Annotated in this window: 31 protein-coding genes; 24 read left to right on the forward strand and 7 right to left on the reverse strand. The window is 51.9% G+C overall.

From position 1 onward, the window contains the following. Positions 1-10: 10 nt before the first annotated feature. Genes KRAC_RS21570 through KRAC_RS21580 form a run of 3 tightly spaced genes read right to left on the reverse strand, consistent with a single transcriptional unit; the run spans position 11 to position 1,895 of the window. Positions 11-568, reverse strand: a complete 558-nt coding sequence (locus KRAC_RS21570; protein WP_007910714.1) for an HD domain-containing protein — start codon at positions 566-568, stop codon at positions 11-13. Between the two features lie 2 nt (positions 569-570). Then, entirely contained in the window at positions 571-1,119 is a 549-nt protein-coding gene (locus KRAC_RS21575) for a 2-C-methyl-D-erythritol 2,4-cyclodiphosphate synthase (RefSeq protein WP_007910715.1), read from the reverse strand. Beyond that, entirely contained in the window at positions 1,116-1,895 is a 780-nt protein-coding gene (locus tag KRAC_RS21580; protein ID WP_007910716.1) for a GntR family transcriptional regulator, read from the reverse strand. Before KRAC_RS21580 ends, KRAC_RS21575 begins: the two co-directional genes overlap by 4 nt. Before the next feature lie 578 nt (positions 1,896-2,473). Between KRAC_RS21580 and KRAC_RS21585 the strand changes: the two genes are divergently transcribed. The 12 genes from KRAC_RS21585 (at position 2,474) to KRAC_RS21635 (ending at position 8,021) form a co-directional block, all read left to right on the forward strand. Continuing rightward, positions 2,474-2,824: a hypothetical protein gene (locus KRAC_RS21585; protein ID WP_007910717.1), complete on the forward strand. Its 351-nt coding sequence runs from the start codon at positions 2,474-2,476 to the stop codon at positions 2,822-2,824. A 28-nt stretch (positions 2,825-2,852) separates the two neighbouring features. Further along, positions 2,853-3,131, forward strand: a complete 279-nt coding sequence (locus KRAC_RS21590) for a hypothetical protein (RefSeq protein WP_007910718.1) — start codon at positions 2,853-2,855, stop codon at positions 3,129-3,131. Positions 3,132-3,323: 192 nt separating this feature from the next. Beyond that, complete coding sequence (locus KRAC_RS21595; RefSeq protein WP_007910719.1) at positions 3,324-4,265, forward strand: ABC transporter permease; 942 nt, start codon at positions 3,324-3,326, stop codon at positions 4,263-4,265. An 18-nt stretch (positions 4,266-4,283) separates the two neighbouring features. Beyond that, on the forward strand, positions 4,284-4,862 hold the full coding sequence (locus tag KRAC_RS21600) for a hypothetical protein (RefSeq protein WP_007910720.1): 579 nt from the start codon (positions 4,284-4,286) through the stop codon (positions 4,860-4,862). Between the two features lies 1 nt (position 4,863). Beyond that, complete coding sequence (locus KRAC_RS21605; protein WP_007910722.1) at positions 4,864-5,052, forward strand: helix-turn-helix domain-containing protein; 189 nt, start codon at positions 4,864-4,866, stop codon at positions 5,050-5,052. Positions 5,053-5,191: 139 nt separating this feature from the next. Then, on the forward strand, positions 5,192-5,884 hold the full coding sequence (locus tag KRAC_RS62160) for a glucosaminidase domain-containing protein (RefSeq protein ID WP_007910723.1): 693 nt from the start codon (positions 5,192-5,194) through the stop codon (positions 5,882-5,884). Between the two features lie 3 nt (positions 5,885-5,887). Beyond that, on the forward strand, positions 5,888-6,196 hold the full coding sequence (locus tag KRAC_RS21615; RefSeq protein WP_007910724.1) for a hypothetical protein: 309 nt from the start codon (positions 5,888-5,890) through the stop codon (positions 6,194-6,196). Further along, entirely contained in the window at positions 6,193-6,429 is a 237-nt protein-coding gene (locus tag KRAC_RS73815) for a hypothetical protein (protein WP_169460926.1), read from the forward strand. Before KRAC_RS21615 ends, KRAC_RS73815 begins: the two co-directional genes overlap by 4 nt. Before the next feature lie 34 nt (positions 6,430-6,463). Beyond that, entirely contained in the window at positions 6,464-6,712 is a 249-nt protein-coding gene (locus KRAC_RS73820; protein WP_169460927.1) for a hypothetical protein, read from the forward strand. A 55-nt stretch (positions 6,713-6,767) separates the two neighbouring features. Beyond that, positions 6,768-7,289, forward strand: a complete 522-nt coding sequence (locus KRAC_RS21625; protein ID WP_007910726.1) for a hypothetical protein — start codon at positions 6,768-6,770, stop codon at positions 7,287-7,289. Positions 7,290-7,301: 12 nt separating this feature from the next. Continuing rightward, a complete protein-coding gene (locus KRAC_RS21630; protein ID WP_007910727.1) occupies positions 7,302-7,814 on the forward strand; it encodes an NUDIX hydrolase in 513 nt (170 codons plus the stop codon). 9 nt (positions 7,815-7,823) lie between these two features. Then, on the forward strand, positions 7,824-8,021 hold the full coding sequence (locus KRAC_RS21635; RefSeq protein ID WP_007910729.1) for a hypothetical protein: 198 nt from the start codon (positions 7,824-7,826) through the stop codon (positions 8,019-8,021). Between the two features lie 281 nt (positions 8,022-8,302). Here the strand turns inward: KRAC_RS21635 and KRAC_RS21640 are convergent, their stop codons facing one another. Further along, complete coding sequence (locus KRAC_RS21640) at positions 8,303-8,659, reverse strand: hypothetical protein (RefSeq protein WP_007910731.1); 357 nt, start codon at positions 8,657-8,659, stop codon at positions 8,303-8,305. Positions 8,660-9,081: 422 nt separating this feature from the next. On the opposite strand from KRAC_RS21640, the gene KRAC_RS21645 reads away from it, so the two are divergent. Continuing rightward, complete coding sequence (locus KRAC_RS21645) at positions 9,082-9,279, forward strand: hypothetical protein (protein WP_040443986.1); 198 nt, start codon at positions 9,082-9,084, stop codon at positions 9,277-9,279. A gap of 73 nt (positions 9,280-9,352) precedes the next feature. Continuing rightward, a complete protein-coding gene (locus KRAC_RS21650; RefSeq protein ID WP_007910735.1) occupies positions 9,353-9,559 on the forward strand; it encodes a hypothetical protein in 207 nt (68 codons plus the stop codon). A 54-nt stretch (positions 9,560-9,613) separates the two neighbouring features. Here the strand turns inward: KRAC_RS21650 and KRAC_RS62165 are convergent, their stop codons facing one another. Continuing rightward, the gene (locus KRAC_RS62165) at positions 9,614-10,798 is read right to left on the reverse strand and encodes a pentapeptide repeat-containing protein (protein WP_007910736.1); all 1,185 of its coding nucleotides are present in this window, start codon (positions 10,796-10,798) and stop codon (positions 9,614-9,616) included. Between the two features lie 163 nt (positions 10,799-10,961). Here KRAC_RS62165 and KRAC_RS21660 point away from each other — a divergent pair, with 163 nt between their 5' ends. Next, positions 10,962-11,831 carry a phosphoadenosine phosphosulfate reductase domain-containing protein gene (locus KRAC_RS21660; RefSeq protein ID WP_007910737.1) on the forward strand — a complete coding sequence of 290 codons (870 nt, stop codon included), beginning with the start codon at positions 10,962-10,964 and terminating at the stop codon, positions 11,829-11,831. Between the two features lie 527 nt (positions 11,832-12,358). On the opposite strand, the gene KRAC_RS21665 is transcribed toward KRAC_RS21660, so the two are convergent. After that, positions 12,359-13,129: a hypothetical protein gene (locus tag KRAC_RS21665; RefSeq protein ID WP_007910738.1), complete on the reverse strand. Its 771-nt coding sequence runs from the start codon at positions 13,127-13,129 to the stop codon at positions 12,359-12,361. Between the two features lie 602 nt (positions 13,130-13,731). Between KRAC_RS21665 and KRAC_RS21670 the strand changes: the two genes are divergently transcribed. The 8 genes from KRAC_RS21670 to KRAC_RS79630 all read left to right on the forward strand — a co-directional run bounded on the left by KRAC_RS21670 (position 13,732) and on the right by KRAC_RS79630 (position 20,791). Further along, on the forward strand, positions 13,732-14,217 hold the full coding sequence (locus tag KRAC_RS21670; protein WP_007910740.1) for a hypothetical protein: 486 nt from the start codon (positions 13,732-13,734) through the stop codon (positions 14,215-14,217). Positions 14,218-14,277: 60 nt separating this feature from the next. Then, positions 14,278-15,249: a helix-turn-helix domain-containing protein gene (locus tag KRAC_RS21675; RefSeq protein WP_007910743.1), complete on the forward strand. Its 972-nt coding sequence runs from the start codon at positions 14,278-14,280 to the stop codon at positions 15,247-15,249. Positions 15,250-15,261: 12 nt separating this feature from the next. After that, positions 15,262-16,608, forward strand: a complete 1,347-nt coding sequence (gene dnaB / locus KRAC_RS21680; RefSeq protein ID WP_007910745.1) for a replicative DNA helicase — start codon at positions 15,262-15,264, stop codon at positions 16,606-16,608. Between the two features lie 125 nt (positions 16,609-16,733). Continuing rightward, the gene (locus tag KRAC_RS78385; RefSeq protein ID WP_007910747.1) at positions 16,734-16,910 is read left to right on the forward strand and encodes a helix-turn-helix domain-containing protein; all 177 of its coding nucleotides are present in this window, start codon (positions 16,734-16,736) and stop codon (positions 16,908-16,910) included. Positions 16,911-16,947: 37 nt separating this feature from the next. Then, positions 16,948-18,138: a site-specific integrase gene (locus KRAC_RS21685; RefSeq protein WP_007910749.1), complete on the forward strand. Its 1,191-nt coding sequence runs from the start codon at positions 16,948-16,950 to the stop codon at positions 18,136-18,138. A gap of 436 nt (positions 18,139-18,574) precedes the next feature. After that, a protein-coding gene (locus KRAC_RS21695) for an ISKra4-like element ISKra4 family transposase (RefSeq protein WP_007903554.1) occupies positions 18,575-20,123 on the forward strand; the annotation gives its coding sequence in 2 pieces (ribosomal slippage) (positions 18,575-18,922 and positions 18,924-20,123; 1,548 coding nt in all). 244 nt (positions 20,124-20,367) lie between these two features. Next, entirely contained in the window at positions 20,368-20,568 is a 201-nt protein-coding gene (locus KRAC_RS79625; RefSeq protein ID WP_157506938.1) for a hypothetical protein, read from the forward strand. After that, positions 20,552-20,791: an IS3 family transposase gene (locus tag KRAC_RS79630; protein WP_007910755.1), complete on the forward strand. Its 240-nt coding sequence runs from the start codon at positions 20,552-20,554 to the stop codon at positions 20,789-20,791. The genes KRAC_RS79625 and KRAC_RS79630 overlap by 17 nt, the downstream gene beginning before the upstream one ends. Before the next feature lie 450 nt (positions 20,792-21,241). Here the strand turns inward: KRAC_RS79630 and KRAC_RS62175 are convergent, their stop codons facing one another. Beyond that, positions 21,242-24,469: a protease pro-enzyme activation domain-containing protein gene (locus KRAC_RS62175; protein WP_007910756.1), complete on the reverse strand. Its 3,228-nt coding sequence runs from the start codon at positions 24,467-24,469 to the stop codon at positions 21,242-21,244. An 866-nt stretch (positions 24,470-25,335) separates the two neighbouring features. On the opposite strand from KRAC_RS62175, the gene KRAC_RS21715 reads away from it, so the two are divergent. Next, positions 25,336-25,998, forward strand: coding sequence for a BON domain-containing protein (locus KRAC_RS21715; protein WP_007910757.1), 663 nt, complete (start codon positions 25,336-25,338; stop codon positions 25,996-25,998). Positions 25,999-26,023: the final 25 nt, after the last annotated feature.

A 26,023-nucleotide genomic window follows, 5' to 3' on the forward strand; every position in this document is an offset into this window, starting at 1 on the left:
TTGCTATCTGCTAGAGATTATGGCTGTGGAGTAACTCCTGGGTGTGTTCGACCGCTTGCGACAATTGCGGCGTGGCTTGGCGTATGGCTTGCGCTACAATGTCTGTCTCCCCATAGCGGCTCAAAATATCGGCGATGCGTTCCTCGAAGCTCACACGTTGCCCCTGTGGTCCCGTGGTCATATCACAATAGTTGAGCGCTTCCGCAACTGGCGACTGCTCGCGAGGGAATTGTGCAAATTCGCTTTCGAGTCCTCGTAAGCGCGCTTCACATTGGGCTTCTGAATGATGTGCGACGAGGCAGGCCAGGCGTTCATATCCTTGTGCCCGTAAATAGATAGCTCCGTCAATAGGATGGAACCCTGTTCTTTTAAGCTCTGGCGCATATCCAATATCATGTAGATATGCAGCTGCTAAGAGATATGCCCCTTCACTCTCTTCAAAAGCTTTGCATACTTGAAGTGCTTGTTCGACCACACCTTGTACATGTAGCCAACGATTTCCTAAAGGACCAATAAAATGAGCTGCCTGCTTGGCAGCCCATTTGACGATAGAACTGTTATCTGCCATATCTACAAGCCTTCCCACAAACTGACAAGTACCCTTGCCTCTATGCCCTCTAAATTGGCAATTTCATCTTGCCCATCCATGCTGCTAACTTTTACATGAACTTGTTCCAAGCTCATTCCCAGACCTTCAGCAATGTTGTGCTGCATCTCTGGTATGCGTTTCTTCATGCGTGGCTGTTCGCCACACAAAATGGTTACATCTACGATACCGAGTAATAAATTGTTTGGTTCAATAAGTCGCTTGCGCATTTCTGGGAGATACTCAATTGACTTTACTCCTGTTTCCCCTTTATCTGGAAACCAGTCATCTATATCACCTGTGTTGGTGGCCGCAGCAAGAGCCATAACTATAGCATGGGCTACAACATCACCATCACTTCTTCGAGTGTTTGGACCCTTAGAAAAGTTTTCAAAAGACACGCCAGCCAGCACAAGATGCTTTCCTTCAGCGAAAGCATGAAAATCAGAAGCAAAAGAGATACGTTGCTTTTTAGCTAAGGTTAATGCAATGTCTCTCGCCAGCTGCATCTTTGTGGCTTCGTCTACGATCATTTGCTAGCCTCCTCATCGATGTCATATGAATATGCATACTCGTGTAAAGCGGCATTAGCTACTATCTTGGTGTATTCAAAAAGAGTTCCATTATCTGTCCATACCCATCTGTCCATGTCTACTACGGGCTGGTTTCTAGAGACATTGAGAAGAGCGGCTTCCTCTGAGGAAGGCATACGTATATTAAGCCTCTCGTAAGCCTTTTGAGCTTTCAATCCGGTGTGCTCGTACATCCACTTGAAGAGCGGGATATATCCCTCGTCCTGTCCCAGTAAGCCTCCTAATAAAGATGCCAAATAGTAACTATCAAGAAGGCGATATGGTACGCGATCAACAAGATGAACTCTATACCTTCTCAAAACTTCCGTATCGGAGGACGTTTTTAATTTTTCACCAATCTCGTCACCAGCCGGTATGATTGAAGACGGCTCAATAAAACGCACAAGGGTCTGCCTTCCTTGCGCTTCCATTGCACGTATAAAAGAGCCTGCGCGTTTCAGTTCCATACCAGTAGCTTTATTAGGAGTAGGGCTGGATGGTCCTATAACGATTTTTGCGCTAGGCGAGCGTACAAAAGCACCGCCTCGCGGCACAATATCAATAACGTTCTCTACTTGTAGCCGTGTTAACGCTTCTCTTACAGTCGAGCGACTTACATCCAATTCCTCTGTTATTTCTCTCTCAGATGGTAGTCTTTGCCCAGCTGCAAACTTGCCTTGAGCAATCCAATTGCGTAGTACATCAACTACCTCATCAATTTTGCTCTCTTTGTCCATAATTGCGCTTAAGTTCCCCCTTCAGAGTTGTGGTACTTACCACAGATTAACCACAGTGTAGCATAGCATGATGCAAATTCCTACGTACTTTTGTTCAAATAAAAAAATTGGTCCGTACCAGGCTTGACTTTTTGGTCCGTACCAGTGTATTACTGAACAACTGGTACGTATCAGTGAAAAATCACTGGATAGTACCAAATTGTGTCTTAACAAATGAGGCGCGGATATATTTCCGCTCTCCATGTGAGCGTGTGCGCTTCTGAGGGTAGGGGTTCGGCTTCAGGAGTGCGAAACGGGCGACCGTGCGTCGATTTCTCGGGTGAATACGACCACTCATTCCGAGGGTTAGGTTTCCGCTAGGGGGAGAACTGGTGAAGGCGAAGTAAGCCAGTTTCTTATCGTCAGTACACAGGTGCAGATACTAGCATAGTCCCTAAAGGCTGCATCACAAAGGCTGTTCACTAGCCCAGGGCTTAACCGTAACTGCAAGGCTGATACTGCCAATCTCTCTTGAGGGGTTGGCAGCAGTGAGCCTCAGCGGTTGGGGCTTGATAGCAACAAGAGGAGGTCTATTAGCAATGAGCAATGGCGACCCAGGAGAAAGCACCGCCTTTTGCTCTGAGCTCCCATCTTTTGAAGAAGTGAGCCAGGTCTTACAGCATCTCGGTTTTCGCCTGGTTCGCCAGATGGGGGCAAGGACATGGAAGCACGTTCCCTCACTCCCAGCCCAGTATCACTATCGTCATCAAGCAGACGAGATGTGCGAAGTGATCTTTCTGGCTGGCGAGGATCACGACGACGATGAGCGTGCACTACCCACCCATCAATCGCGCTTCTTTGGCTGGTCAGGGCGTGACCAGCACTTGTATCAGCGTATACAGTCAGAGCTTTCACAGCACTGGCCGCTCACATGGCAGGCTTCGGCCTAGCACACCATTTTAAGGAGGATCACCGCCTATGGCAATCACACCACAGCAGTTAACTCAGGTCGAGCAGTTTCGTAAGAACATCCTCGATACCGTCAATCAAGGGGTCGAGGATGAGTACCTGCTGGCAACCTACAACGGTCTCCTACGGCATCTTGATAAGCGTCTCCCGGCGATTAAGCATCGCGTCGAGGGCAACTCTTACAAGAACGAAAGCCGCGAAATTGTCCGTCGCCAGCGCCAGGCACGCGGCCAGAAAACTGGTGCATCTTCTGGCAACGCGCAAGGTTCCGCGCAAAAAACGGCCTAGTTTGCTCTCAGTTTTCCTCGGGGGTTTTCGTCGCAGTGACTTCGCAGCCACCTCGCAGGAACCCCCGATTCTGAGCTCAAAAAGCCGCTTTTTTGTGGTACGGAATATGCACGCTACAACACATTTAATTTTTTGCTCTCTCATTTCCTGACAGTTTTCCACCACGTTTTCCAGTGAAAGGACACACGGAATATGGCACGAAGACTTGCAGGGTTTCGCGATTGGGTCGGCTCACAGTGGCGGCGAATGGGCAATGGGTTGAACCCGTGGAATCAGAGCCGGCGCAATCATCCTCTCCCTGACCCGAAAGAGGATCCCGAGACCCCGCGCACAACCTCGGAACGTCTTGAGCAACGCTTCGAGGATATGATGCAAGAGATCGACCAGCTCAGCCAGAACCACTATAGTCTGGAAGAACATGCCGAGTATAGTTGGATTGTCCTGGTCCGCCTGGTCGTTCCCCTCATCTTCTTCCTCTCCTTTGGCTATGAGGATGGGCTCTTCATGACAGGGTTTCGCGATTTCTCCTGGGAACGCTTCATCCTGATCATGTATGTGATTGGCTACGCGCTGGAGGGCTTGCGTGTAGCGATGGTGTACTCCATGAACTTCAGCAAGTCTGAAGAGCGCAAGAAAGCCTACAAAGCGCAGCTGATCATTTGGGCCGTGATGAGTCTGGGCTGTGGCGTTGCCCAGCTGGCATCCGCCATCGTCATTCAGGCGCTTGGTGGCGATCAATCAGTAGCAGGCAATAGCGCGATTGCCCAGGGCGCGAAGGCAATCATGGCAACCATTCCCTGGTTGGTCTATGCGGCCATCGCCATTCGCGTGGTCCTCTGTGCGGTCGCGGACTGGGCCTGTAGTGGGCACCTGCACAAAAAGAAAGAGACCATCGAGCAGAAAGTCGCAAAAATCACGACCAGGGCCACGAATCTCTCAACTGTCATCCAATCGCAGATCAATGCGCAGTCGATGATCGATAACGCCAGGCAATTTCAAGCGATGGTTCAGAACCAGCGCGAGGAGTTGCAGGAGCTGCGCGCCCAACAAAAGACGGTGTTCGATGTGGTCTTTCAGGCTGGGATGCGTCAAATCAATCGTGTGGCTGAAGAGATGCCTGAAGATGACGCCTAGGAAATGAGGTGAGCGCGCATGCTGAAACGACGCTACTGCCAGTACACCCTTGAGGATACGCAACGGGCCATTCAACACCAGCAGCGGCAACTCGGCGTGCGCATTCTTCCTGGCTCCGCCTCCAGCAACGGGCGGCGTATCCGCATCTACTCCGAGAAGCACCGGCGCGAACTGTGGGTAGTCATCCTGGCCCGCTCGTCTGATTGGTATAAGTTTTGTTTGAACACCTATAACAGCGGCATGGAAGCTGCAGTAGTGGGGACTCACGACAGCTGCCTCTCCGTTCCCGTCCTGGCCATGGATAGTCTGGAATGGTACGAGCCCTACAAGACACGCTTCGAGCAATCGCTTCCTCCCGCCAAAGATTTTCACCTTCCCGACAAACCTGATAAATTTGACCGGCTCCGGCGCGGCCACTATGGGCATTGCGTCTTTGTTGGAGCCCTCATTGTTGGCCGCAAGGAGGCCGTAGAGCGTTTCATGAAACTTCCCGAGCGCACGCGCTTTGACCTGGAAGCAGAAGTGAAACGCTTACGGCACCGGCGACCAGGCCGTCCCTTGAAGCTATGGGATAGCGAAGAAAAAGGAGAAGTCTAACATGAGTAGCGAACTCTTAACCGTTTCTGAAGTTGCTCGTATCCTGCGCGTCGATGATACCACGGTCCGCCGTTGGGTCAAGCAGGGCACGCTAGAGGCGGTGGTCTTGCCACATGTGAATGCCCGTCAGGCGTACAGGATCAAGCGCGAAGCACTTAATAAGGTTCTTTCCAGTAGCGCGGCCTCTTAGCACAGTTCTTACAAAAAAGCGCGGCTCTCTGAGACCTGTTTGGCGACATGGCAGAGATAGACCGCGCGTGTGAACCTTGAAGCCCACATGTTCATAGTAGTATAACATGTGGGCTTTCCTTTGGGAAGGAGACCCCACCATGCCTATGCTTCAGTTGAACGGTCCGGCGACGTTTATTGTCGCGGTTGGTTTCGTACTTGGTGTGATTCTTTTCGTGTGTTGGTATACCGATACTGGCCCGAGGAGTAAGGGGGTAAGCATTCCCTTTCTGTTCCTGGGCGTGCTGATCATCATCGCGGCCCTCTGGCTCTCGCTCTCGCCCCAGGTGCTTCCGAAACTGCCTACATTCAATCCGCTCCCAGGGCAAACAACGCTCTCCAGTTCGGAAACGATCACGGGCAAGCCCACGATCACAGCACAGCAGATTGATAGCATTCTTGCTCAAGCAGGATCACCCGCAAAGGGGCTCGGCTCTCTCTTCTATGACATTGGCATCAATGCTGGCATCAATCCCGCCTACGCGCTGGCTTTCTTCCATCATGAGTCAAGCTATGGGCTTCGCGGCGTCGCGGCCCTGACGCACTCCATCGGCAACATCATTTGTACCAGAGGCTGGCCGCGGTGTGTCGGGCGCTTCCGCTCCTACAATACCTGGTCAGAGGGGCTCATGGACTGGTACCGGCTGATCAAAAACGAGTACCTGCCTCAAGGCTGGAATACTCTGACAAACATCATCGCGCACTATGCGCCCACTTCTGATGGGAATAGTGAGCAGGCTTATGTGCAAGCAGTGAGTAGCGACGTACAGCGCTGGTCTCGTGGGCTGGTGTAGCTCATGGCTCGCTCATCACGACATTCCTCTTCTCATGGCCCTGGGCGCAACAATGCCCAGGGCACTGTCTTGTATCGCAAGTCCTTTGACCTGATGACGCCAGAAGAGGGCCAACGCTGGCTAGAGGGCTTGCGCGACCAGTTAGTGCGCAAACAGCAGCGCGAACGGGCCTATCTGGATAGGAGAGCGGCGCGTAACGTTCATACTACCACAGACGACGCCTACGAAGCTGATCAGGCCCTTGAAAGTGAACTGATCAGCCTTCTTGATAGGCTTCTTGAGGAAGCCAGAAAAGGGGAACATGAGCCATGAGCGAACTACTATGGAATGTGCTTCTTGACCAGTTGGCGCAGTCACAGCAGCAGGCATCGCGCCTTTGCGTTGGGTGCTGGTACAAACAGAACACACTTCCCTTTCCCCCACAAGCCTCTTCGTGCCTTTGTCCTACCTGTGCAACTGAAACCAGAGAGCGAGGTCTCAGCCATGATGTGGCGACGCAGGCATATGTATCCCCCTTGCTGGAAAAACCTTTCTACAACCTGTAAAGCGCGTGCGCAGTGGCAATGTGAGATATGCGGCGTGCATCAACAAGCCACACGACGCAGTAAGCGCACTGGCAAGCCTTATATAGTGTGGCTGCATGCGGCCCATGTCAAACTCCATGATACGCTCAACTCTCAGCCCTCTTTGTTGTGTCTCTGCCCTTCCTGTCATGGATACTACGATTTTTTGCTCCGCTTGCGTGAGCAGGGCATTCGCTTGGAGCGCATCAAACACCGGCGACAGACACGAAAGCGTATCGCCTCTCTCGTCTCGCAGGCTGCATAAGATTGTTTTGGCCCTCTCGCAATGCTGAGAGGGCCTCTTGATACAGGAGAATACTATGAAGCGACAAACGCTTCCCTCTGGCTATGGGGTAGTCCACCTCGAAGGGAAATGGTACCCCATCAAGATCGAAAAAATCTACCCACAAGAGTTCGTCGTCCTCGATCCCATCTATGACGACAGCATCAATGATGCGCACTTTGCGCGACGACAAGAAGCGGTTGAAGCCTGCCTTCACCATGAACGCGAAGAGGCACAGCGCGAACAAGCCAGCTGGTTACGACGAGCAGTGGAAAGCGATGTCTACCCGGATCGCTGTGCACACTACATGGATGAGATCGAGGCGCTCACTGGCAGGAGACCATATATCAGGTACGACTACGGGAGCAGCCCCTATTGTGTGAGCACCGTAGCGTATGTGTATGCCAGCTGGTGCCCTTACTGTGGGGCATGGCAGGATGGATTCTACATCTATGGCCTCACCATTGATGAGGCATTAGCGCAGGCCGCGCAAGAAGCCTATGCGTCGCGCTGTTGCTGTCTGCGCTTCGTTGAAGAGCACGTCCAGGCAGTCGCCTAGAAGGAGAAACGAATGCAGCAAACACTTGCAACCTCCCAACCAGTTCCACAGTGCAATAACACCAGCGTCGGTGTCATCGTCTGGCATCCCTCATATAACTTTGTGTTGCTACAGGAACGGGCAAAGCTGCCTATCGGGATAGCGGCTCCAGCTGGACACATTGATCCTGGTGAAAGTTTTCGTGAAGCAGCTCGGCGAGAATTGTTTGAAGAAACTGGCCTGGTTGCCAACACTTTGAGACTGGCTTTTGAGCAAAGGCTTGACTTTGCCTGTCGGCGGCCAGGGGGAACCTACCATGATTGGCATGTCTACAAGACCATCGCCACTGGCCCTTTGACGCCCCGGATGGACGAGGTACGCTCTCTTGGCTGGTATTCCCGCGCTAGCATCAAAAAGCTTGCAGAACGGACGGCCGCATATAAGCGCGGCGAAATAGCCTATCGAGACTGGGAGCAACAGCCGGGGCTTGAACCTGTCTGGTGTGCCATCTTTGAGGCCCTCGGGCTTCTCTCGAAAGACTCGTGAGGACATAACATGACTCCTATTCTCATCCTTCTTGCGCTGGTTCTCTTGCTCATCCTTCTGGCAACAAGGCCGCGAAGAGCACGCAGACGAGCGCGTCAGGTTCAGGCACGTATCTGGCAAGAAGCGGAAGCGCGTGGAGAGATCACCATCCTTGATGATCGCGGCTCTGACCGTCCAACTATCGCCATAAAGAGGCGACGTGACTAAAAATCAGTAACGTATGCTAACCAGCCCTTGTAGCGCCTGCTATAAGGGTTTCCCTATGGAGGAGTAAAATTCTATGGCTCTCCCGCAATTTGTGTGAAACATGAGCTTCTCAAGAGTATGCTCTTTTTCAGAATGTATTTGTGGAGCCAGACCAACTTTTGTATGCTTATGTTATTGCAAAACGTATCACATACATTGCGGGAGAGCCGTAGAAATTCCTTTAACGGTGAACCAAGGATTTGCACACCAACGCGCTAAGGTATGCTTTGAGTCGGTACGCTCTACTGCCCAAACAACCAACCCACCACATTCTGCAGCCAAGATGAGCCAGTCGTGTTCTCCTGCGAATGTGAGCCAGTCGTGTTTTCCTGCGAATGTGAGCCAGTCGTGTTCTCCTGCGAAGATGAGCCAGTCGTGTTCTCCTGCGAATGTGAGTCACTCACACTCTGGTCTGAAGGTGAGTCACTCACATTCTGCTGTGAAGGTAAGTCACTCACACTCTGCTGTGAAGGTGACCCATCCAAGACGGCAAGAGATCTGGCATGGGAAACGCTTTGTGGCTGACAGATCAGACAGGTCACAAATACGAGAGCAAGAACGGCTATGTACAGGCTGACTTTTCGCACCTGCTTTAACATTGATAAACTCTCCTTCTCTTTTTCTTTAATACTTACACATCTACAGGTTGCGTGAGCCTTCTCTCTTTGCACCGCTGAGATGCTGCTCACACTTCCATTATAGAAGAGCTTCAACCATAGAAAAGAGCACAGCAAAAGCGCCATGAGGCATCGCACGTGGATGAGGAGTCAAATGCTTGCAGCTACACTGCAGCAGAACAAGCAACTGCGGCTCAGAGTGGGGGATCTGAGCAATTTCTACACATGTATTCGAGCGAGTCCGTGACCTGTGCATAACGTGCGTCAGACTTTCAACGAAACGCGAGCCTTCTCTCTGCGCCATCGCCGGGAGTACACCTGCAGAGAGGGATGCCGACCTCCCCCACAGGGGCCGCGAATGCTCTCCTCCAGAGGCAATGAGACAAGGTTAGCGGGGGTACGACATGATCTCTCTCCTCATCCTACTTGCATTGGTTCTCTTGCTCATCCTTCTGGCAACAAGGCCGCGAAGAGAACGCAGACGAGCGCGCCAGGTTCAGGCACGCATCTGGCAAGAAGCAGAAGCGCGTGGAGAGATCACTATCCTTGATGATCACGGCTCTGACCGTCCCACCATCGCCATGAAAAAGCGTCGTGATTAGTACAAGTAACGTATGCTAGCCAGCCCTTGTAGCGCCTGCTACAAGGGCTTTTCTCATAAAGGACAAGCAGAATATGGCAGAAGAACAATTACAGCTAGGTGATCGTGTGCAAGTCATCGGACAATGGCCCAAAGGAGCCAAGGGAAAGATTACACGCTTTGTGAATGATAGCTCGTATGCAGAAAGTTTAGCGCTGGTTGTCTTCGACCGCCCCCATCGTTTAAAAGGCACTGTCTATCCCTCTTCCTGGTATAAACCCGGCAAGCTTCAGCGCATCTAAACCACACATGTAGTGGTATAACCAGCCCTTATAGCACCAGCTGTAAGGGCTGTTCTAATATACCTTTGCTTTCTTTAATTGTTCCTCTGTGATGTTTAATGCTTGTTGGATATTAGCTTTATTGAGGATGGCTTCGTTGAGGGTGGCTCCGCTGAGGTTGGCTCCGCTGAGGTTGGCTCCACTGAAATCGGCTTTGCTAAGGTCGGCTCCGCTAAGGTCACCTCTGCTGAGATTAGCACTGATGAGATCGGCCTTGCTGAGGTTGGCTTTTGTAAGATTGGTTCTGCTGAGATCGGTCTTGCTGAGATTGGCTTCGCTCAGGTTGGCTTCGCTCAGGTTGGCTCTATGGAGATCCGCTTCATAAAGGTTGGCTTTCAAGAGGAAGGTTTCGCGGAGATTGGCCTTGTAGAGATTAGCTCTGCTAATGTCGGCTTCACGAAGGTCAGTTTTACTAAGATTGGCCTCGCGGAGATCTGATTTGTAGAGATTGATTTTGTAGAGGAAAGCCCTGCTAATGTCGGCTTCACGAAGGTTTGCTTCACAGAGATTGGCTTCGCGGAGATTTGCACCACAGAGGGTTGCTTTACTGAAGTCGGCTCCTCTGAGATCGGCTTTATAAAGGTTGGCCCCACTGAAATCTATGTTGTGTGCTTTGACTCCTTTGAGATCCATGCTTTTCATATCAGCTTGACTTAAAGAAACAATGCTTTCTCCTGGTTTCGATGACACAAGCTGTGCTTCTCGGAGGAAAGAAAACACATGATTAATTCGCGGTGCATCAAGCTGACCTAAGACGGTCAGCGTTCTTACTCGCGCAACTTTTCTGACCTCGGCATCAAGCGCTGCATGACGCAAATCTTTTTCCAACAACAGATCTGACATCCGATCTAAATAGGCTTGAAGCAAATCTTCTCGTTGTTTATCAAGGGCAATGCTTTGCTCAGATTCTTTTTGCTTTTGAGCAACGTCCAACTCTGTTTTCTTCTGAACTTGCGAGAACCATAAGCCAGCACCAGTTAAAGTTAATGGGACAACGAAAAGTTGTAGCCAATCCCACAAGGTTTTGTTAGAGGAACATTGTTGATTTGAAGGGCAGGCAGAAACGGAAAATCCTGTCCATTCAGAATGATAGCCTAGATAGAGAAGATATCCAATAAGAACCAACCCAAGCATACAAGTAAGAATACAAGTGCTTAGGATAAAGTAACGCTGCTGCCAAAGACGTTGTTTTTGCTGCATTCTTTCTCCTCTATTTTGGAAAGCTTCCTTGCAACTTCTACTTAACAGATAGAAATGTATAGAGAGGAGTTTAAGTACCAGAGCAGCATTTTGTCAATGAAAATGTAGATTTAACCAGCCCTTATAGCACCTGCTATGAGGGCTTTCCCTTTGAGGTAAATCTATGAACCTCCCTGATCTACACCAGGCAACACGGGTTGTCGTCTCTGTGAGTGGTGGGAAAGACAGTATCGCTATGTTGCTTGAGGTACTAGAAACAGTTCCTCATGAACTGGTGATAGCGCACCATCAAATTGTACTGGAGGACTGGCCTGGAACGGTGGAGTATTGTGGAACCGTTTGCCGACGGTTAGGCGTTCCGCTCTACTGCACACAGGCAAGCTATAGCGGCTATGAATGTCTGGAGTGTCACCATCGCTACCTTGTCTCGTGTGCTACGCTTTCAATTCCCTGGTGTCGGGCTTGTGGCTCGCGTCAAGCGAAGTACCTGCGTCAGGTAGAAAGTGTGCTTGACCTGGTGGAATGGCGGCAAGCATGGCCCTCGTTGTCGGTTCGCTTTTGTACATCCTACTTCAAACGCGATAACTTCAACTCCTGGGCCAGGGCCAATGCTCACATGCTAGGTGATCATCCCGTGATCTGTCTGGGTGAACGAGCCTTAGAATCTCGTGGCCGGGCAAAATTACCTATGTGGCGTGAGCGTTCTGGTCTCAAACAAGGCTGGATGCATGAATGGCGGCCCGTGCTTTCCTGGCGACGAATCGAGGTCTTCCAGAAGATGCAAGCTTACCAGGTCGAGCCTCACTACTGCTACGATCTCCAGGGCATGACGGAGCAGGACATGTATGAGACGGACATTGAAGGCGGGCCTCGGATGTCGTGCGTGATGTGCTTCCTCAAGAGTCCCGAGCAGTTGCGTACTGGCTACTACACCCAGGAAGGCCGGGCGGTGATGGAACGAGCATTAGCCATTGAAGCGAAAACAGGACATACCATTCAGCATGGGCATGCTCTTGCTGAGATGTTGGCGTAAAGATATTCAGCCCTTCTAGCACTTGCTATAGGGACTTTTCTTATGGAGGGAACCAATGGATAACCAAGTGAAACGGCTGTATAAGATAACATAAGAGAAGCTTGATGGAGCACTCAAGCATGAACTCCCCGCTGACTTTGCGTTTGGTGTGATGCTGTTCTTCCTTGAGAAGCTGGCCGAAATGCGCCTAGAGCCAGAGGAACAACGGCAAGTCAAGAAGATTCTCAAAAAATGGATCGCCTGTTTTAACGACGATAAAAACTTTTCGTAGTTGATCAGGGGCACGGAGTAAGTGTACCGTGCTTATCATGAGACAACCAGCCCTTATAGCACCTGTTAAAGGGCTGGTTGTACATATTTTAGAGCGTTGTACAGAAGATGTAAGCCATGATGAACTTTGTGTGGCTATCCTCTTGTTACGGCAGAGGTGAAACAACATTTATAAACGATGCTCTAGAGTCTGCCATAGCAAACTCTAGAGCATACTGATGACAACTTCAACGCCTGTAAGTGATGATGTCCGCTTGCTACTGACTGGGAAGTCTCCAGAGGTCATCCTCGATAAAATGTGCAGCGGTCGACGTCCCAAAGGCTGCCACTCCGAAGGATGATTGGCAGTCCCGAATAGGTGTATCCAGTTTCACCTCATGGCGATTGACATAGAACCTGCACTGATCAGATTGTACTTTCATACCAATATAAAGCGGAAAGGTGATGGGAAACGAAACCTTTCCCGATTGCTTAAATGAGCTGAGGATATTGACCGTGACTATTCTATAATTTCCATCTTTATCGATCAAAAACATATCACCAGCCGACACAACACCTTCCTCCTGGACGTTATAGGCAATGCCGACTCCCCCATCCCCATGACTCTGCATATCTCTGAAAACAACCTGGTACGCAACATTATTAAACCCAGACGTTCCGCTACGGGGGCAGCCCTTATAATATGATTGGTCTAATGCTATCTGATAACTACCGTCCTGAAAATCACACCCACTCTGCTCCCAATTACTATTTACCTGACTCAGATCCTCATGAAAGATGCTTGTAGCAATGAAAGGAGTGGAAAACGCATTCGGTACAGCATTTGCCGTCGCCTGATAGACAGCCGTTCCGGTTGATGCATATGCAACCGCTGTTTTCGTTCCATTCCTTACGGCGGTCTCGGTGGCCTGGACAGAAAGATCGTGTTGATGTCTATTGTTCTGATCCTGAGCTATCCAGATAATGCTTCCCCCGATAAGCAAAAGGGCAAGAAAAAAACTGGCCCAAAGCATTCCTTTACTTTTCATTCCTTGTTCCTTATCAAATAAGTCATATGCACTCCTGCAGATAACCATACAAGCAAATGGGTGATTTCTACCAGGACAAGAACCGGACACATTCCGGCCAAACTGCTCCAAATACTTTAAATGCCAATTTTTATTTACACTGCTTCTCTTAAGAGAAACATTACAAGCCGTCAAAAAAGAGCCTTTGCAAGAGACTCTTTTTCTTACTCATTTTGGAGGGTTCTATGAACCATTGCTCATTTTGTTTTTTTATTACTTTTCTCGTGGAGCCTTGCAAGAGGCTGTGCTCAATATGGTCACAGCTTCATTTCTTATGAACCAGGGGCGCGGTCTAGTAACACGCGCTCTTCTCTGATGGAGAGATTTATCTGGAGGCTGTTCTGTCTTGAAAGGAGACCCATGCTGAAAGCAATCCGCATTGTTTGGAGAGTGTTGAGCATCATTTTTATGGCCTTCATGGTCTTGGTTCTGGTCTTAGTCGCTTACCATGACCCTGCCAAGTTTTTTTAGCACTGAGAAACATCGTTCTTGGCATCGGTGCCTCTCTTCTTATTCTTAGCTTCATCTTCCGGCAATTCAAACGGAGATAAGGAGGTCACTTCATGTTCAAATTCTGGCTCACGTGGCGCTATAGACTCAAATGGAAACGCGATTTGGTTCTCTGGAAGCTGAAAGACTTCAACGAACGCTTTAACCCCTATGCACAGATAGCAGACCTGACAAGTTATACCCAGCATCTAAAGGATCTACTTAACCATGCTTCGTGTGTCTGTGGGAAGCGCCTGGACCTGGAAAACGCCTATGGTTGTATCAAGTGCGAACATTGTCATGGCCTCGCCATTGCTGATTGGCCTCATCATTGCGATGCCTACCTGGGAGGCGGTCACTATTGGTGCAAGTTCTGCGTCGCTGACGTGGCCTGCAAGTACCAGCTGGTTTCACCTGAAGAGCAAGAAGACTTCCAGGCTGATCCTGATACCGCCGTCGAATGGGTTGCTCTGCTTCCTGACGAGCGATTTTTGCACCTGGTACAGGAGGCAAAGCAACGTTTGTCCTTTGTCGAAAATAGTGTGGGCGCGGTCGAGTGACACGCGCCCTTTCTTTTCTCCACGTTTTGTAATGTGTTCACCAGAGAAAGGACGGTGTGTATGGCTACAAAGCGCTGTCTTCCCACGCGTTTCTTTGAGGACCCTGATGTGATGAGCCTGAGCAGCAAGGATGCCCAATTGATTTTGATTGGCCTGGTGCTTATGGCTGACGATGAAGGTCGCGAACTGGCTCACACATCCCTGATCAGCCGCAAACTGGATTATACCCCTGACCTGGTTGAGCAAGTGCTTTCTGAGTTAGAAGCCAATGACCTGATCATTCTCTACCAGGCTGGCCGACATCGTTACTATAGCCTGACTCGCTGGAAACAGTGGCAAAGTCTCAGCCCGGCAAAGATCACGCCCTCGAAGCATCCTGCACCGCCTTCTGAAAGGGGAGAAAAGGCGGTTTTGCCTTCGTTTGAAGATGAGAGCGAACATTCCCAGGAAAACGGCGGAATTTCCCAGGGAAATTCTGGGAAATCCGGCGAAAGTCCGTCTCAATATAATTTAAGTCAATATAATTTAAGTCAACGTAAGCAAAGTGAAGAGCAAAACCACGAAGAGCAATCTTCACCTCCTGCCAATGTCATCCCTTTTCCTCCAAGTGCCGACGGCGACGATGCTCAGGTAGAAGAAAAGGGAAAAGACCTTGAGGGCCTCACTACCCAGATCGCCGCTATTCTCCAACTGCCTGCAAGCGCGGCTCTTCATCGTCTCGTGCAAGAGTTTGCCCAGGAACCTGATCTCTCGCTAACAGGCGAAGCCGACGCCGCCTGCGAATGGATCGATGATCAGCAGCGAAACCGCAAAGGCAAACGCATATCCCCCGCCTTTTTCCGTGAATGGCTCAAGCGAGAGCGCGCAAGCATACACAAACGGCGAGCGTCCCTTGCTGAACAGGAAGCAACTGGAACCGACAACAGGGCTCCTACTTCCCCATCAGCGAGTAAGGGCCTGACCGGGAAAAGTTTGATGCACATGGAGCAGCAATACCAACAGTTCCAGGCCCAGCGCGGCCCGCGAAAGTGAGGATGATATACGATGGTTGAACGACTTCCCCCCTCCAACCTGGAAGCGGAAGCCGCGCTTCTCGGGAGTCTCATCATCGACCCTGAAGCGGTTGGTCTGATCGCTGACGTTCTCTCTCCCGACGATTTTTACCGTCAGGCTCATAGCATGATCTATGAAGCGATTCTGACCCTCTATGAGCAGCAAGAACCTGCTGACCTGGTGACACTCAGCGATGAACTCATCAGGCGCGGCAAACTGGACGAAGTGGGAGGCGATGACTACATCACGTCTCTGGTGAACACCGTCCCAACCAGTGGCAACGTGGAGTACTACGGCCGCATTGTTGCCCGCACTGCTCAAGCCCGGCGGCTCATTCATGCAGCTGGACAAATCGCGGCCACGGCCTACGAAGATGACGAGCAGGCTACAGAGAAAGCGGAACAACTCATTTTCTCTCTGTCTCAAACGCGCGGCTCATCTGACTTTGCTTCTGTGAGCTCAATCTTGAGCGACTGTATCGCGATGCTGGAAACCGCCAGTAACCGCGAAGGGAAACTGCTTGGAGTCCCAACCGGCTTCAACGCCCTGGATGTTCCCCTGGGTGGGCTGCAACCCTCTGACCTGGTGATCCTGGCTGCGCGTCCCGCTGTTGGTAAGACCAGCTTTGCCCTCAATGTAGCCTACAATGCCGCCTATCTCCACCAGCAACGCGTGGCGGTCTTCTCGTTGGAAATGAGTAAGCAACAGTTAGGTATGCGTCTTCTATCCATGGCCTCGGAACTGGATCAACAACGGCTACGTATGGGTTGGATTCAAGATGATGAGTGGGAAAAGGTAAGCGAGGCCGCGGGGACGCTTGCCGCAGGTTCCATCTGGATTGATGACACAGCCGGGATAGCGCCCTCTGCCATGCGAAGTAAAGCGCGTCGCCTTCAGGCACAGCAAGGGGTAGACCTGATCATTGTGGACTACCTCCAGCTGATGCACGTCTCCCAGGAGAAACGCACGCAAAACCGCGAACAGGAGATCGCGGACATCAGCCGCAACCTCAAAGCCCTGGCAAAAGAATTAAACGTGCCTGTCCTGGCTCTAGCCCAACTCTCCCGAGCCGTCGAGAGCCGTCAGGCGAAAATCCCCCAACTCTCGGACCTGCGAGAATCGGGGGCCATCGAGAACGACGCCGATGTGGTGCTCTTCATCTACCGCGAAGAGCTCTACAACCCCGACAACGAAGAGGCGCGCAACACGGCCGACATCATCATTGCCAAGCATCGCAATGGCCCTGTAGGAACTGTACGCCTGGCCTTCAATGCCAGTCAAACCCGCTTCGCCCCTTTGGAAGTAACTTCAAGAACAGAAAGTGAGTCATTCGAATGACACAGCGACAAAAAAATCTGACTATGTCTCAAAATCTCAACGTTGGAAGCACACCTTTGAAACCCGCTGGGAGGTTGTCAGTTATGCCTAGAACAAACAGAAAAGCAACACAGGAGCAACCATTAATGTCGTATTTGACAGCGCCCCAGGTTGCTGCAAGACTTGGTTTCTCGCGGAGTCAAATATATGCAATGGTAGCAGAACGGTCTATCCCCCATTATAAGATTGGCGGAGCAATCAGGTTTAATCCTGAAGAGATAGATGAATGGCTTGTCCAGTCTCGGGTTCCTGTAGCACAGTAAGTAGTAGTGTAGCAACAAACAAAAAGAAGTCCCACCGATGACTCACGCGCATGGGTGGGACTTCTTTGTGGAGTTAAACAATATGGGTCGAAAATCACACTATGGCGAGGGCAGCGTCTTCAAAAGGAAAGACGGCCGTTATGAAGCTACTGTCCCCAACTTTAACGGGAAAAGAAAATCATTCTATGGTGCAACTGAGACAGAGGCCAAGAAGAAAAGGAAAGAGGCCCTTGCCCAGCTCGCACGTGGGGAACATGTTGAAGTAGACCGCCAGAAAGTAGGCGACTATCTGCTGTACTGGATCTCAGTACATGGGCCTACCATCGAGCGTTCTACGGCTCAAATGTATGGTTACCACATCCGGAACCACTTTGTACCTGGGATAGGGCATATAGCTCTTCAGAAATTGACTGTGGAAGATCTGCAAACCTTCTTTAACAAACTTATTAAAGAAGGCTTGCAAAGCACTACCATTCACCTGCTTCACCGCATATTGAAAGCGGCTCTCAATGACGCCATCAGGTGGGAGAAGATAGCTAAAAATCCCGCACGTTATGTAAAACTTCCCAAAGAGCAGGAGAAAAGAGAAAAGCGTATTCTGACTGCTGAGCAAGCCCAAACGTTTATCAATGCTGCACAGAATGCCCTGAACGAAGGGCGTCAGATTGGCGCCGTCACGTTGCTTTTTATGACAACAGCTATTCGTATAGGAGAAGCGCTCTCGTTGCACTGGTCCGAGGTCAATTTTGAGAAGAAAGAAATTCGCATAGAGAACACACTCAAATATGATCGCGAGAATCCAGGCTTCTACGAGACCGGTCCAAAGTCAAAGAGCAGTGTGAGGAGGATACTCCTCTCTCGCCTTGCCCTGGAAACGCTCTCCGCACATCGTATCAATCAGGTAGAGCAACGTTTGCAGGCATCGGAGTGGGAAGACAATAACCTGGTCTTTACCAATCCGAAGGGTGGGCATATGTGGGACACAACCATCCGTTATCAGTTAAGAAGCTTTTTGAAAGGATTGGGACTCCCCGAAGATCTTCGACCGCATGAGTTACGCCACAATGTATCCACTGCTTTGATCGAAGCTGGCGTGAGCATCAAAACGGTGCAAGAGATGCTCGGCCACAGTAAGATATCCACAACGATGGATATCTATGGGCATGTAACTCCCAAGATGAAACAAAACGCTGCCGATGAGATAGACAGAATGTTTGGCGAAGAATAAACAATAAGCAAGGGGCTAGTAGTCAGTCCACTTTGGTTTTGATGTCAAGGTAGAGATCGTGACGACTCCCCACGCATAAATGCGGGGGCTTCTCAGGAGGCCGAAGCTTCCTGAAGGCTCCGTCCGAGCCTATGGTGCGTTACTCTCTTGGTGAAAGGCGGCTGGTGGGCTCTTAAAGACCTTTCGAGAGGTACAGGGACACATGCACGCAAGCGCTTTTACGCAAGGGAACGATTTACCTTGCAACCCAGGAAACACTTTTTGGTTGTGTATGTACAAAAACACTTGTTCTAGTATAGCGGAGAGTGTGGTTCTTGTCAAGAAGGAAAGATTCATTGGGTGCGGTTCATTTTTTTGCAAACTCAGCGATTGGGACGAAGAGGAAGGGGAAATGATAAGATAAAAAAACAGGAAGAAGCCAGCAAGGAGGTTGCCGATGGAAAAATCCTCACTCGCCGAAGTCTGGAGACTGCTCAGCGAGAGCGTCTTTGAAGAAATGGAAGCGTGGCGCAAAGAGCACCCAACAGCGACATTCCAAGAGATCGAAGACGAGCTGGATGCTCGGCTCTCAGGCATGCGGGCCCAGATGTTAGCTGACCTAGCTCAACAGAGTCCCAAACGGGATTGGAGTGGACAAGAAGCAGAGAAGCGTCCCCGTTGCCCGCAGTGTGGAGCGGACTTACAGGCGCGAGGTAAGCACGAGCGAAGATTGGCAACGCAAGGGGGCCAAGAGGTCAAACTCAGCCGACGGTATGGAACGTGCCCGCAGTGTGGAAGCGGGCTTTTTCCCCCTGGATGAAGAACTGAATCTGCCCTCGAGTGGACTGACGCCTCATGCCCACCAGGGATTGGTCTTGTTGGGAAGCATGGTGCCATATGCCTGCGCAGCCACACACCTGGAAACCCTTTTGAAAGTCCAGGTCAGTAAGAGCACGGTGCGCCGACTCACTGAACAGGCAGGAGCATGCTTGCAACAGTGGCAGGATCAATACGCTTGCCCAGGGCAAGGGAGTGAGCAGCCCAAACAGGCAGCGCCGCGGCAGGCGATGGCAACAGATGGGGTGTTGATCCCCGTTTTGCCAAACGAGTGGGCGGAGGTCAAAATGGTCACAATTGGCGAGGTATGCCAAACGAAGTCAGGTGAGCCGCATTGCGAGAAGCTGAGTTATTTTGCCCGTCTGGCTGATGCCGAAACCTTTGGAGATCTGGCGTCCTTCGAGATCCAGCGGCGACGAGTCGATCAAGCCAGAGAGGTAGCCGCCATCAACGATGGAGCAGAATGGATTCAGGGATTTGTGCAAGGCCATCGTGCCGATGCAGTGCGTATTCTGGATTTTGCGCATGCCGCTCAATACATCAGTGAGATCGCAACCCTGGCCCAAAACGCCGGAGTGCCATTGCCGCCGACATGGGTAAGCGAGCAGTGGCATAAGCTCAAGGAGGATGGACCGACAAGCGTACTCAAGGAAGTGCGGCGGCTGAGCGCATCAACTCCAGGTGACGAGATGCTCGAGAAGGTGGCCTATCTGCACAAACGGGAAGGGCAGATGCAGTATCAGCAGTATCGGGCAGGTGGCTGGCCTATTGGATCAGGGATCGCGGAAAGCGGCAACAAACTGGTGGTGCAAGCTCGCCTCAAAGGAGCAGGGATGCATTGGGCACGTCCTCAGGTGAATGCGATGTTGGCCCTGCGAACCACCTTGTGCAGTAACCGATGGACCCAGGACTGGCATGTGGTCAGGGCGAGTTGGCACACCAGCCGCCTCCAACGTTTTCGCGCACGCAGTCAAGCGGCTTTGGCCAAAGCCTCTCTTCGCTTGCAGCAAACTTTCTGGCGCTTGCCTTTGCCTCTTATCCTGGCGTGTTTCCCCTCCCCTCCCCCAACCTCAATGGCTCCCAAAGGACGGACCGAGGGACAGAGGCGTTGGGGACGGCAGACCTTTTCCCAGCGAGCTATCCAAGATGGACGCTATGCAAAAAAATGAACCGCACCCAGATTCATTGTATTGCCTGTATACTGTCAAGCCTTCCATTCTCCCAACCACCCTATCCACCAGAAAAGGACTCGCTTATATCCCCATGCCTCAAGGCAGGGGTTTTACGCTCGGTCCGATAAAGTTTATTGGTTTTTTTTGCATATCCCCCGAAACGGTGTACCCGTTTCGGGGGGATATGCAAAAAAACCCGTATAGGTGGCGCAGGCTGTTAAGCGAGGGAGGCGTAGTTGCGATGAGCAGTAATGAGGAAGTGGTGGCCAAATCGGAAGTAACACGGTTGCAGCAACGTATCGTCGAACTGGAGCGGGCACTGGGCCGTAAGACGCTGGAGAACGATATCCTGCGCGAGACAATCGAGAAAACAGATCAAAAAAACAGACCTTGCGACTGCCGTTGCTTCCGAAGGAAGGTGGTCTGTGAAAACCGTTGCTGATGTCCTGGAAGTCTCACGCTCTAACCTGATTGACAGAGTGGAGGGCAGGAAAAAGAAACGGGGGCGCTACCGAAAGCAGGACGACGCTCAGCTCGTCCAGGAGGTGCAGAAAATTGTCGATGTGCGGCCAACCTACGGCTATCGGCGTATCACCCGCCTGCTCAATAAAGAGCGCCAGGCGCATTCTCGTGAATTACGAGCGTGCAGGCGCGATTACAACTAACACGGTGTCAGGAAGCAAACATCCTTGAGGTCGCGAGGAGCATTCCCAAACTCACACTTGCTTCGACCGCGCATCACGCGCGAACGGGGGAAAATCAGCGGATTGGTGAACAGCAATTCGAGGAGGCGCGCCTGTGCCGATTTTCCACGTCGCTTTTTCGAGCCGTGAGATGTTGGTCGAGCGTCAGATTTACAAAATACCGATATTTATAACATTCGATGCATTCTAGGGCGATTTTTGGGCTATCCGGTTGTGATAGTTGTTTCAATATAAATCAAAGTGTTTCACCATGAGGTTCTGTTCCTGCGGCGGTTCTTCTTGCTGACTTCCCAAAGCGGTTGATTGCTCTCCATGAGAGGGTAGCCAGACCGCGAAGGGCGGGACTGCGCTCCCACAAAAAGAGGAGCGGCCAGGCCGGCCGCTCCTCGTGCAATGGAACTCATTCCACGGCTAGTGACCCGTATAACCGATGATATCGCTGGCGCCAGTCCCGCCCTTGAAGGTGAAGTAGAGGGGCCGTTCGGCTACAATCGGCCCACCGAAGGACTGCACATGCATCGAGACCGTGTAGCCTGCTGAGTTGGGATAGGCTGCGACAATCGGATTGACGATGCTGTTGATCAGCACACTCGTCCGGCTGTGGGCCGGCAGAGTCAGCTCTTTCTGGATAATGGTGTTATCCGCGAAGATCGTGATCGCTGCCACCACCGGGGTGCTGTTCGGGTTCTGCAAGGTCAGCCAGTCATTGAAGTTGGTGCCCGTCTGTCCCTCGGCGAAACTGTAGACGCTCTGGCCGGCTGGTCCGACCTGCCCGACCACATCGTCCATACCGGGATGCATGCTGCCATTGAGTCCGAAGTGGAAATACTGCACCCGTTCCGCCACGATCGGGGCCGTAGCCGTCACTTCGATGGAGACACTGTTGGTGACCGTACAGGCAGGGTTTCCGTTAAGCCCACAGTTGGGATTTCTATTGGCATTGTTCACGTCAAAGATGATCTGGCTCTGGGCGTTGACCGGCTGCTGAACGGTTTGTACCGTGCCGTTGGTGTACTCCAGCTTGATGGTGGCCGTGGCCGCAGGTGTGCCCGAGGAGGCGAAGTTGGCCAGCACCAGGTTTTCCTGGAAGTCCTGGCCGGTATAGCCCTCGGCAAAGAGCCAGTCGGTGCTCTGGGTGGTCACACCCATGGTCGCCGAAGCTCCCGTGGTTGCGCCTCCAGCATTGGGGACATTGCCATTGAAGTACTCCGAGCGCTCCACCACGATGGGTTGGTCGGAGGTCACCTGGATGGCAGCCTGCCCGTGGAACTTCGTCGGATTAGTCGTGCCCCGCTGCTGTGCTCCCACCGTCACCGGATCGTTCTCGACGAGCTGCCCGTTGCTGTAGTAGGAGACAGTAACATTCGCCGCGCTGGTATTGGGATTGAGGATCTCCAGGAACTCCTGGGAGTTCGACGAGCTATCCCCGGCGGCAAAGTAGAAGCTGGTGGCGGTGCGAGTGGCACCTAGCACGTCGGTGCCGCTGGCCACGCCATGGGCATTGAAGTACAGCGGCCGCTCGGCCACGATCGGCACGTCCGAGGTCACAATCATCGAAATGGCCTGCTGGGGTGCGCTCGCTGAGATGCCCAGGTCGTCATTGACCGACCTGGTGATGCGTGTGTTCCCATAGACCGTGTAACTCCAGGTCAGCGAAGGCCGATTCTCAAAGAGGTACTGAGTGAAGACATGGGCCGTCCCATCGGTGGGATTCAGAAGGGTCAGATACTGAGTAAATTGACCGCCTACGCTGCCCTCGGCGAAGTACCACGTCGTACTGCCCGATACTGACCGCCCGCCGCCCCTCATATTACTGGCCAGTACCTCCAGGTCCCCAGTCAGGTACCAACCACTGAAGCTGCCCAGACCGCTGGCCTGATCATAATCAGTGGTCGCCGGATATTTACTCAGCCCATCACCAAGCGTATCATTGTTGCCGCTGGTAACATCGTGGAAGCCATTGGGGAGATACGAGGGCCAGCCAAGATTCTGACTGACCTGATAGAGGAGTGGGTTGATGAAGCCAAGATTGAAGCCGCTGTCTTGCAGGGTCTTCTCATTGGCAATCGCCATGAAGGCCGCCCACAGAGGTGCCGCCGCCGAGGTGCCGCCCACGGCCACCCAGGTATGGCCATTACAAGCGGTGCTGACCGAACAATACATCACGTAGCCGGTTGCGGGATCGGCATTGAGCGAGACATCGGGTACTTCGCGGTAACCGTTGCTATAGTTGTTGCTCACGCCAGAGCCGCTCTGCCACGAGGGAAGAGGCCATACACTGCTGATACCGCCGCCGCCCGCGCCATAGGAGTCGTTCCAGACGGTCTCGCCGCCATAGGAACTTCCGTTCAGGGTGAGAGTTGTGCCACCAACGCCAGTAACGTAGGGCTGCGAGGCGGGGTCATCGACAGAGGCTGTACCTTTACGGCAATCGTTGGTGCCGGCATCGCCAGAGGCAGCTAAGACCGTCTGGCCCTGTGCCGCCGCAATCGCGAAGAGGTTGTTCTCTGCGGTCAGCTGTGCTGAGGGCATACTCGCTTCACACGCGCCCCAACTGGTGCTGATGACCGAGGCGCTGTTGTCGCTAACCATACGGCTGAAGACGTCCAGTTCACCGGCAGAGGTACGAGGCGCCTCGTAGACTTCCAGACTGGCCAGTTTCGGGGCGGCACTCAGGATCAGCTCTATGTCCAACTCATCTTCGATTGCGCCAGCGCCTAATGAAGCGCCGCCATCAACCTTGATTTTGTTGATCGGCACCTGACTGCCTCCATAGCAGGAGGTGTAGTTACTGATATCCGATGGCAGGTAATCATCAAGCTCCAGCAGAGCGATCGTCTGGCCTTCTCCGTGGAAACCGTTGCCCTGAAGGGTCTTCAGATCGTACGCCGAGGCAATCTGCGAAGGGATGAAGTAGCCAGTTCCAGCGGAGATACAAGTGACGTTCGCCTGGACCTGGCTCCGGAGGTTCATTTTTGCGCTTTTCGATGTAGTGATCGGCGCATGCGCCAGATGAACCGAATTGTCTAGACCTGCGATGTTTTGGATCAAGCCAGCCAGGTTCGCAGGTACCGATGGATTGATGGGAGACGCGTAGAAGTGCGCCCCTTCAGAAGAGATATAGTTATTAATCTGGATATGGAAGGCATGTTCCGCATCGTCCACAGTGCCTTTGAAGCCGATGACCAGGTGCAGCTTCCCGGTCAAGGTGACCTGGAAGCCATAGCCCTGCAAGTAATCAATGACGGCTTGCTCGCTGCTGGCTAATGGGGCAAAAGCAGTAGAAATTTGAGCCGAAGTGAGATGCTGGGGCTTGTGGGTTGACTGCGAGCGGATGGTGTTGTCCGCATAGGCTTTGAGCGCTTCAGCATTGCGCAGCTTTAGACCAATTGAGAGCGAGAGGTTCTGATTGGGGTCTGCAAGCCCAATCAGCGTGCTGGTTTTCACGAGGCCGGGTATATTTCCATTCAACGGCACCAGGCTGGCGGCACTTGCGTTGGTGGCATTGCCAATCAGGCGTGTACCGATTATAGCGCCAAAGATGATCAGGCAGAGCAGAGGCAGAGCCACAGTCGAGCGGTTGATCCATGCGCGTCGAACCTGTGGCCGTCTCTCTGGTTGCGAGGGGAGAGAACTCATCGAGGATACCTTTCTATAGCGGAAAATATGTGAGAAAAAGCTTTATATATCTGAGTTGTTATACGTAAAAACAGCAAGATTTATAACATTCGATGATTTCTGTAGTGATTTCTGGGCTATCCGGCTATGACAGTTATTTCAGGGCGAACCAGAATGTTTCACCATGAGGTTATGCTCCTACGGAGGTTCTTCCTGCTGACTTTCCAAAGAGGCTGATTGCTCGCCTGAGAATGACCCCCAGAGTTATACCAATTTCTCCCGCAGAGTTCTGGGATTTACATCAGATACTGGGGGTTTTTGCATATCCCCCCGAGACGGGTACACTGTTTCGGGGGGATATGCAAAAACCCCCTTATTCCGAGCATAGTTGGCCGTAAACTGCCAGATTTCTCCGGTTCTGCACATCTCTTCAACACTTCCGTGCAAAAAGTCAGTCACATGTCCGGGTTATGGGTGCATTGTATCGCTCACCCGGCCGAAATGGAGATAGTCTAATTATCCATTATAAAAGTGGAAAAGCAGTGAAAGATGCACATTGCCGTGGCATCGAAAGGGGAGACTTTTCTTGCCAGCCCGCGTTTCTCCAAGGGGCCAGAAAGACGTCTACGCCTCCCGGCAGGCAAGCGTTCCTCCTCTTGCTCCAGGGATCCTTTTCCCCATTGACACGTCTCTTTCTGTATGCTGTATGCTATCACTTGAAGTGGTGGGCAATTCTCCTCCAATTGCTCACCAGAAAAGAAATTCCATAAGGTTCCAGGAAAGAGCGATTGGAGCAGAGGCAACAGGGTTTCAATCCGTCCCAAATCATCTGGCGGAGAAGAGGCGTCCAACAAGCACTGAAGAGAAAGGAGACCTGTACCATATCGATGAATCTTCAGACCGATGAAACGATCCAGAACAACGTTATGGACGAATTAAAGTGGGATACGCGCCTCCGAGCGAGCGACATTGGCGTCGCGGCTAAGGATGGGATTGTTACGCTCACTGGTTTTGTTGATTCGTACTTAAAAAAGCGGGCTGCTGAGGCTGCGGCCCTGCGGGTCCGTGGCGTGAAGGCGGTTGCGAATGAGCTGGAAATCCATCTGCCTGGCTCGGCTGAACGCACCGACGAAGATCTTGCCGAGGCAGTTGTCAATGCGCTCAAATGGGACACCGGTATCCCGGCGGACCAAATCGATGTGATGGTCAGCAAGGGCTGGGTGACCCTCAAAGGCGATGTCGAGTTTGCCTTCGAGAAAAAAGATGCTGAGCGTACCATCCGCTATATAGCAGGGATTAGGGGGGTGATCAATCTCATTCGGGTCAAGCCCCGGCTCTTCCCAAGCAATCTGAAAGAGGACATTGAGAAAGCACTCACCCGCAATGCGGAGACAGATGCCGAGCATATCACGGTCGAGGTTTCGGGCAGCAAAGTCAGTCTCTACGGAACAGTTCATTCCTATGCAGAGCGCAAGGCAGCGGAGAGTGCGGTATGGGCCGCGCCAGGCGTCACCGAGGTGGAGGATCGCATAGCCATCGCGTTTTCCTGATGCATTGTTCTGGCCAGCAAGAAGA

Source organism: Ktedonobacter racemifer DSM 44963 (assembly GCF_000178855.1).
GTDB classification, from domain to species: Bacteria; Chloroflexota; Ktedonobacteria; order Ktedonobacterales; family Ktedonobacteraceae; genus Ktedonobacter; species Ktedonobacter racemifer.

Bases quoted from the DNA above. Each gene is read 5' to 3' on its own strand.
- KRAC_RS21665 (WP_007910738.1), bottom strand. From the start codon at position 13,129: ATGAAAAGTAAAGGAATGCTTTGGGCCAGTTTTTTTCTTGCCCTTTTG.
- KRAC_RS21635 (WP_007910729.1), top strand. From the start codon at position 7,824: ATGACTCCTATTCTCATCCTTCTTGCGCTGGTTCTCTTGCTCATCCTT.
- KRAC_RS21660 (WP_007910737.1), top strand. From the start codon at position 10,962: ATGAACCTCCCTGATCTACACCAGGCAACACGGGTTGTCGTCTCTGTG.
- KRAC_RS21570 (WP_007910714.1), bottom strand. From the start codon at position 568: ATGGCAGATAACAGTTCTATCGTCAAATGGGCTGCCAAGCAGGCAGCT.
- KRAC_RS21650 (WP_007910735.1), top strand. From the start codon at position 9,353: ATGGCAGAAGAACAATTACAGCTAGGTGATCGTGTGCAAGTCATCGGA.
- dnaB (WP_007910745.1), top strand. From the start codon at position 15,262: ATGGTTGAACGACTTCCCCCCTCCAACCTGGAAGCGGAAGCCGCGCTT.
- KRAC_RS21590 (WP_007910718.1), top strand. From the start codon at position 2,853: ATGGCAATCACACCACAGCAGTTAACTCAGGTCGAGCAGTTTCGTAAG.
- KRAC_RS62160 (WP_007910723.1), top strand. From the start codon at position 5,192: ATGCCTATGCTTCAGTTGAACGGTCCGGCGACGTTTATTGTCGCGGTT.
- KRAC_RS62175 (WP_007910756.1), bottom strand. From the start codon at position 24,469: ATGAGTTCTCTCCCCTCGCAACCAGAGAGACGGCCACAGGTTCGACGC.
- KRAC_RS21715 (WP_007910757.1), top strand. From the start codon at position 25,336: ATGAATCTTCAGACCGATGAAACGATCCAGAACAACGTTATGGACGAA.
- KRAC_RS21685 (WP_007910749.1), top strand. From the start codon at position 16,948: ATGACTCACGCGCATGGGTGGGACTTCTTTGTGGAGTTAAACAATATG.
- KRAC_RS79625 (WP_157506938.1), top strand. From the start codon at position 20,368: ATGAGCAGTAATGAGGAAGTGGTGGCCAAATCGGAAGTAACACGGTTG.
- KRAC_RS78385 (WP_007910747.1), top strand. From the start codon at position 16,734: ATGTCGTATTTGACAGCGCCCCAGGTTGCTGCAAGACTTGGTTTCTCG.
- KRAC_RS21645 (WP_040443986.1), top strand. From the start codon at position 9,082: ATGATCTCTCTCCTCATCCTACTTGCATTGGTTCTCTTGCTCATCCTT.
- KRAC_RS21605 (WP_007910722.1), top strand. From the start codon at position 4,864: ATGAGTAGCGAACTCTTAACCGTTTCTGAAGTTGCTCGTATCCTGCGC.
- KRAC_RS21625 (WP_007910726.1), top strand. From the start codon at position 6,768: ATGAAGCGACAAACGCTTCCCTCTGGCTATGGGGTAGTCCACCTCGAA.
- KRAC_RS62165 (WP_007910736.1), bottom strand. From the start codon at position 10,798: ATGCAGCAAAAACAACGTCTTTGGCAGCAGCGTTACTTTATCCTAAGC.
- KRAC_RS21615 (WP_007910724.1), top strand. From the start codon at position 5,888: ATGGCTCGCTCATCACGACATTCCTCTTCTCATGGCCCTGGGCGCAAC.
- KRAC_RS21580 (WP_007910716.1), bottom strand. From the start codon at position 1,895: ATGGACAAAGAGAGCAAAATTGATGAGGTAGTTGATGTACTACGCAAT.
- KRAC_RS21640 (WP_007910731.1), bottom strand. From the start codon at position 8,659: ATGTTAAAGCAGGTGCGAAAAGTCAGCCTGTACATAGCCGTTCTTGCT.
- KRAC_RS21595 (WP_007910719.1), top strand. From the start codon at position 3,324: ATGGCACGAAGACTTGCAGGGTTTCGCGATTGGGTCGGCTCACAGTGG.
- KRAC_RS21585 (WP_007910717.1), top strand. From the start codon at position 2,474: ATGAGCAATGGCGACCCAGGAGAAAGCACCGCCTTTTGCTCTGAGCTC.
- KRAC_RS21675 (WP_007910743.1), top strand. From the start codon at position 14,278: ATGGCTACAAAGCGCTGTCTTCCCACGCGTTTCTTTGAGGACCCTGAT.
- KRAC_RS21575 (WP_007910715.1), bottom strand. From the start codon at position 1,119: ATGATCGTAGACGAAGCCACAAAGATGCAGCTGGCGAGAGACATTGCA.
- KRAC_RS21600 (WP_007910720.1), top strand. From the start codon at position 4,284: ATGCTGAAACGACGCTACTGCCAGTACACCCTTGAGGATACGCAACGG.
- KRAC_RS21670 (WP_007910740.1), top strand. From the start codon at position 13,732: ATGTTCAAATTCTGGCTCACGTGGCGCTATAGACTCAAATGGAAACGC.
- KRAC_RS21630 (WP_007910727.1), top strand. From the start codon at position 7,302: ATGCAGCAAACACTTGCAACCTCCCAACCAGTTCCACAGTGCAATAAC.
- KRAC_RS73815 (WP_169460926.1), top strand. From the start codon at position 6,193: ATGAGCGAACTACTATGGAATGTGCTTCTTGACCAGTTGGCGCAGTCA.